Below are 6,009 nucleotides of genomic sequence, written 5' to 3' on the forward strand. Positions count from 1 at the left end.
CCTTAACCCCTCCCGCGATACGGCTGCACGCCCTGGTCCGGCAGCCACAGACCATCGGGCGGCGATCCCGACTGCCAGAAGACGTCGATCGGCATGCCGCCACGCGGATACCAATAGCCGCCGATCCTCAGCCATTTGGGCTTCATTTCGCTTGTCAGCCGCTGGCCGATCCCGACGGTCACCTCTTCATGGAACCCGCAATGGCTGCGGAACGAGCCGAGGAACAGCTTGAGGCTCTTGCTTTCGATGATGGTCTCGGCGGGCGCATAGTCGATCACCAAATGCGCGAAGTCGGGCTGGCCCGTGACTGGGCACAGCGAGGTGAATTCCGGCGCGGTGAAGCGAACAAGATAGAGCGCGCCGGGCCGCGGGTTGGGCACATAATCGAGCACCGCCTCATCGGGCGAAGCGGGCGGGGTGCTGGGCTGGCCGAGGTGGCGCGTTTCCATCGTGCGGGCCACCTAGCAGCAGTGAAGCGACGCGCCTATCCTCGGCGGATGGACTCCCTCGTCTCGACGGATTGGCTGGCGCAACATCTCGGCGAACCGGACTTGGTCGTCGTCGATTCGAGCTGGTTCATGCCTTCCTCGGGCCGTGAGGGGCATGAGGAGTTTGTCGCAGCCCACATCCCCGGCGCGCGCTTTCTCGACATTGACGAAGTCAGCGACCGTTCCGACACCGCGCCGCACATGCTTCCCGGCGCAGCCGAGTTCGGCGCGGCGATGGGACGGCTCGGCGTCGGCCGCGATGACCGGATCATTGTCTACGACAATTCGCCAGTTCGAACCGCGGCGCGCGGCTGGTTCATGCTCCGCCATTTCGGCGCGCAGAAGGTCGCGATCCTCGACGGCGGCCTCCAGAAATGGGTCGCGGAAGGCCGCCCGACCGAGAGCGGCGAGCCAGCGTCCCGGGAGGCCGTTTTCGATGCGGTGGAGCGCGACGAATTGGTCACCAAGCGGCAGCTGCTCCGCGGCACCGGCCTGCCGTGGCTCGATGCCCGCGGGCGGCCGCGGTTCGAAGGAACCGAGCCGGACCCTCGCCCCGGCGTTGCCGCCGGCCATGCGCCGGGAGCGAGGAACCTGCCGTTCGGCTCGCTGTACCGCGAGGACGGCACCTTCAAGTCGGTCGAGGAACTGCGCAAGCTGTTCGCCGAAGCCGGCGTGGACCCGACGCAGCCGTTCGTCGCCAGCTGCGGCTCGGGCGTCACCGCCAACTGCCTGATTTTCGCCGCGCACCTTCTCGGCAACGACGACACGCGGCTGTACGACGGAAGCTGGAGCGAGTGGGGCGCCGACCCGGCGACTCCGAAGGTGCTTGGCCCCGCCTAGGCGAGGACGATCCCGGCGACCTCGCGGAGCTCGCGGCGGATTTCGCCCACCAAAGTCTCGCTTGCCGCGCGGTGCGGCTCACGGCCTTTCTGACGCTGGCTGAGCAGGGCCTCGATCCCCGTCGCGGCGGTCTCGACCAGACGCGCCGAGCGCCGGTCGAACCAGCGGTGGCGCGCTTCGCCGGCCTGCGGCCAGGCTGCCGCAAGTTCCTCGTCCGCGTCCAGATCGTCGGCCGGTCCAGCGGCAAAGCCGCCGTCGACCAGCCGCAGCGCATGGCGGACGCTGGCCAGCCGCGATACGGCCTCGGCGTAATCGGGCTGCGCCTCGGGCTCATGCTGCGGAAGCAAATGAAGCATCTGCCCGGGCTAAGCCCGGCAAAGCTAAGAAAAGCTTAAGCTCCGCTTTTCTCGTCGACGTCGCGCAGGATCCAGCCGCGCTGGGGAATGGTCTCGATGAACTCCGCGCCGCCGCTGGCATTCCTGAGCTTCTTGCGCAGCTTGGAGATGAACACGTCGATGATCTTGGGCTGCGGCTGGTCGTCGGCGCGGCGATAGAGGTGCTTCAGCAGCATCGCACGAGTGACGACATTGTTGCGCGCGAAGGCGAGCAGCTCGAGCACGCGATATTCCATCTCGGTGATCCCGATCGGGTGCCCGTCTATACGGATCAGCCGCTGCATCTGGTCGACCGCGAGTCGGCCGCCGCACAGGCTGTCGGGCATCTCGCTTCCGCTCGCCTTGAGGCTTGCAAGCAGCTTCGACGCCGCCTCCTCGCTGTCTTCGGGCGAAACGGTGCGGGGCGAACCGAGGATCGCCTGCTGCACGTCGGCGAGCAGCGTGTGCGCGTCCTCGACCAGCTTGGTGCCTTCCTCGAAGCGGCGGCGCGAGCGGTCGAGCATCGATTCGATCTCGACGAGGCGGGCAGGAACGTTGGTATCGGCCATTCTTGGACTTGGCTCCTTATTGGCCGGCCTGGGCCGAAGCGACGTTGGTGCTGGTCGGTCGAGCCGTCAGGATTTGCACGGTCGTCGAGCCCTTGTCGACCAGCCGCGTGTCCGGGTCAGCCACCTGGCTGCGGATACCGAGCTGGGCATCGCCGCGCCGGGCCGCGTCGAGCAGGCTGGTTTCGCCGGCACTGCGTGGCGCGGGACCGCCGAACAAGGTGTCGATCGCTTGCTGCTGCGCCTCCGCGGGCGTCAGGCCCGCGGTCCCCGCAACCGGCGGTGCCAGGTTGAAGTCGGGCGGAATGATCAGCGGCGCATTGCGCGCGACCGCGAACTCGTCGGGCGTGCTCGCGTGGGAACGGCTCAGTCCGCAACCGCTCGTGGTCACGGCCGCCGCCAGTACCAGGGCGGATAAGGCTTTACGCATGTTCGATCGTCTCCTCGGGGCCACTGCCCTTTGATTGGTCCTTACGGCTCACGAAGGCGCGCAGCAACAGGATCGCGACGGCAATGCTAATCGCCGCGTCGCCAACGTTGAATATCAGAAACGGCCGCCACGCGCCAAAGTGGAGGTCGGCGAAATCGACGACATAGCCGTGCCGCACGCGGTCGAGGATGTTGCCGAGCGCGCCGCCAAGCACCATGCCGAGCGCGACCTGGTCGATCCGGTTCTTCTCGCGCCCCATCCAGTAAGCGACCCCGATGGCGATCGCCGAAGTCAGCGCGACCAGCATCCAGCGGCCGACTTCGGTCGTCGCGTTGAACAGCCCGAGCGAAATGCCATTGTTCTGGGTGTAGGTGAACTGGAAGATCGGCAGCAGCACCAGCTGGTCGCCGACGCGGTTGACGCCGAGCGGGCCGGTGACAAGCCATTTCGCGAGCTGGTCGAGCGCGAACACGACCAGCGCAGCGAGGTAGCCGAGGGAGCGCGTCCTCATTGGCCAGCACCGCGAAACGCAGCAAACGCAGCGATCCAACGCGCGCCCGTGCTCGCGCCCGCGCGAGCGACCCGGAAGAACGAGCGGATCGCGAAGCTGACTGAAGTGGCCATCACGTCACCTTGCATAAGCGACGGCCTGTAGGACAGGATTTCCTCAGCCATTCACCACCTGGTCGCAGCGCGTGTCGAGCTCGGTCGCGGAATCCACATCCGGCCGATGGCGCCAGCAGCGCGCGCATTTGGAGTTCTCGGTCTTCACCACCTTCCAATCGCCGTTGTGGACTGTCGAGGTGATGAACAATTCTTCGAGCAGCTCGGGGTCCTCGTCGCTCGGCACCCAGACCTCGGCCTCGAGGCTCGAGCCGACGATCTTGTCGCGGCGAAGCGGCTCGATCCGCTCGGTGACCTCGGTGCGGAGCGTGCGCAATGCGGACCAGCGCGCTTCGTCGGCATCGACCGGCGGAATCACAGGCCATTCGAGCAAATGCACCGACCCGGCATCGGGGAAGCGCGTGCCCCAGACTTCCTCGGCCGTGAACACCAGCACTGGCGACAGCCAGCGGACCAGCGCGTGGAACAAGGTGTCGAGCACGGTCCGGTACGCGCGCCGCTTCAGCGACGAGGGCGCGTCGCAATAGAGGCTGTCCTTGCGGATATCGAAATAGAAGGCGCTCAAATCCTCGTTGCAGAAGTCGGTCAGCGCGCGGACGTAGGTGTTGAAGTCGAAGTCATCGACCGCGTTGCGCAGCTTCTGATCGAGCGCCCCGGTCAAATGCAGCATGTAGCGCTCGAGCTCGGGGTAGGCGGAAACGTCGTCGAGTCGTTCCTCCTCGCTGAATCCGTCGAGGGCGCCGAGCAGATAGCGAAAGGTATTGCGGAGCTTGCGATACTGGTCGGCGACCCCGGCGAGGATCTCCTTGCCGATGCGGTGGTCCTCGGTGAAGTCGACGCTCAATGCCCACAGGCGCAGGATGTCGGCGCCATATTCCTTCATCAGGTCGAGCGGGTTGACCGTATTGCCCAGGCTCTTGGACATTTTCAGGCCCTTGGAGTCCATCGTGAAGCCGTGGGTCAGGACCGCATCGTAAGGGGCGCCGCCGCGCGTTCCGCAGCTTTCGAGCAGCGACGACTGGAACCAGCCGCGGTGCTGGTCGGAGCCCTCGAGATAGAGGTCGGCCGGCCAGCGCTCCTCGGGCCAATGGCCGCTTTCGAGCGTGAACACGTGGGTGCAACCGCTGTCGAACCAGACGTCGAGGATGTCGGCGACCATTTCGTAATCTTGCGGGTTGCGGTCGCCGAGGAAGTGCGCGGCATTGGCCGCGTCCCACGCGTCGACGCCCTCGCGGCGCACGGCTTCGACGATGCGGGCGTTGACCTCGCGGTCCACGAGCAACTCGCCGGTCTTCGTGTCGACGAACACGGCGATCGGCACGCCCCAGGCGCGCTGGCGGCTGAGCACCCAGTCGGGGCGCTGCTCGACCATCGAGGCGAGACGGTTGCGGCCTTTCTCGGGCACGAAGCGGGTCGCGGCGATGGCGTTCATCGCGAGTTGGCGAAGCGTCGGCCGTTGATCGTCCAACGTCTCGTTGGACCCGCCGCCCTCGCTCTCCCAGCGCTGCTCGGCGCGGGTCAGCGGCGACAGATGCGCGAGCGGCTTGTCCATCGCCACGAACCATTGCGGGGTGCAGCGATAGATGACCTTAGCCTTCGACCGCCAGCTATGCGGATAGCTGTGCTGGAAGTCCGCGCTCGCGGCCAGCAAGGCGCCGGCTTTGCGCAGGTCCGAGCAGATCGGTCCGTCGGGCGCGTTGAACTTGTTGTTGATGACCGAGCCCTGGCCGCCGAGCCACAGCCAATCGGCGCGATAGAAGCCGCCCGCATCGACCGCGAACACCGGGTCGATCCCGTGCGCGCGGCACAGCTCGAAATCGTCTTCGCCATGATCCGGAGCCATGTGGACGAGGCCCGTGCCCTGGTCGGTGGTGACGAAGTCGCCGGGCAGAAACGGCCGCGGCTTGGCGAAGAACCCGCCGAGCTTGTGCATCGGATGGCGGGCGATGGTGCCCGCGAGTTTCGATCCATCACCTTTCCAAAGAACTTTAGGTGAATCGAAGATGCCGGTGCCATCGGCGTTCTGCTCTAGGAATTTGATGCCGGGTTCAAACCTTCTGAACGCGTCGAGTAGGAGCTGCCCCGCAATCAGAAGCTTATGTCCACCGAACTCCGTGAGAACGTAGAGTGTGTCTGGCCCGTAAGCGATCGCCTGGTTGACCGGGATCGTCCACGGCGTGGTCGTCCACACCACCGCATGCGCGCCGACCAGCTCCGGTATCGGGCTCTCGACGATCTCGAACGCGACATCGATCTGGGTCGAGACAATGTCCTCATATTCGATCTCGGCCTCGGCCAGCGCGGTCTTCTCGACCGGCGACCACATCACCGGCTTGGCGCCGCGGTAGAGCTGGCCGGTCTCGGCGAACTTGAACAATTCGGAGACGATGGTCGCTTCCGCGCCCTTGGCCATGGTCAGATAGGGCTTGTCCCAGTCGGCGCTGATGCCGAGGCGCTTCAATTGCCCGCGCTGAACGTCGACCCAATGCTGGGCATAAGCGCGGCATTCGGCGCGGAACTCCCTGACCGGCACCTCGTCCTTGTTGAGCTTCTTCTTGCGGTACTGCTCCTCGACCTTCCACTCGATCGGGAGCCCGTGGCAATCCCAGCCGGGCACGTAAGGCGCATCCTTGCCGAGCAGGGTCTGCGTCCGGACCACCATGTCCTTGATCGTGTGGTTGAGCGCG

7 protein-coding genes are annotated in these 6,009 nt (G+C 66.0%); 1 reads left to right on the forward strand and 6 read right to left on the reverse strand.

Features of this window, described 5'->3' with window-relative positions; genetic code table 11:
* Positions 1-2 precede the first annotated feature (2 nt).
* On the reverse strand, positions 3-449 hold the full coding sequence (gene queF, locus ACJ8FR_RS01310; RefSeq protein WP_407826806.1) for a preQ(1) synthase: 447 nt from the start codon (positions 447-449) through the stop codon (positions 3-5).
* A 48-nt stretch (positions 450-497) separates the two neighbouring features.
* On the opposite strand from queF, the gene ACJ8FR_RS01315 reads away from it, so the two are divergent.
* The gene (locus ACJ8FR_RS01315; RefSeq protein WP_407826793.1) at positions 498-1,328 is read left to right on the forward strand and encodes a sulfurtransferase; all 831 of its coding nucleotides are present in this window, start codon (positions 498-500) and stop codon (positions 1,326-1,328) included.
* Here ACJ8FR_RS01315 and ACJ8FR_RS01320 read toward each other — a convergent pair.
* The 5 genes from ACJ8FR_RS01320 to ileS form a co-directional block, all read right to left on the reverse strand.
* On the reverse strand, positions 1,325-1,684 hold the full coding sequence (locus tag ACJ8FR_RS01320) for a hypothetical protein (protein ID WP_407826794.1): 360 nt from the start codon (positions 1,682-1,684) through the stop codon (positions 1,325-1,327). The genes ACJ8FR_RS01315 and ACJ8FR_RS01320 overlap by 4 nt on opposite strands.
* A 35-nt stretch (positions 1,685-1,719) precedes the next feature.
* On the reverse strand, positions 1,720-2,271 hold the full coding sequence (locus tag ACJ8FR_RS01325) for a winged helix-turn-helix domain-containing protein (RefSeq protein ID WP_407826795.1): 552 nt from the start codon (positions 2,269-2,271) through the stop codon (positions 1,720-1,722).
* A 16-nt stretch (positions 2,272-2,287) separates the two neighbouring features.
* A complete protein-coding gene (locus tag ACJ8FR_RS01330; protein ID WP_407826796.1) occupies positions 2,288-2,698 on the reverse strand; it encodes a DUF3035 domain-containing protein in 411 nt (136 codons plus the stop codon).
* Positions 2,691-3,209 (reverse strand): signal peptidase II, encoded by a 519-nt coding sequence (lspA, locus tag ACJ8FR_RS01335; protein WP_407826797.1) that lies wholly within the window; start codon positions 3,207-3,209, stop codon positions 2,691-2,693. The genes ACJ8FR_RS01330 and lspA overlap by 8 nt, the downstream gene beginning before the upstream one ends.
* A 156-nt stretch (positions 3,210-3,365) precedes the next feature.
* On the reverse strand, positions 3,366-6,009 hold a 2,644-nt coding region (gene ileS, locus ACJ8FR_RS01340), incomplete at its 5' end, for an isoleucine--tRNA ligase (RefSeq protein WP_407826798.1).

The sequence above is a fragment of the Sphingomonas sp. genome, from assembly GCF_045810705.1.
GTDB lineage: Bacteria > Pseudomonadota > Alphaproteobacteria > Sphingomonadales > Sphingomonadaceae > Sphingomicrobium.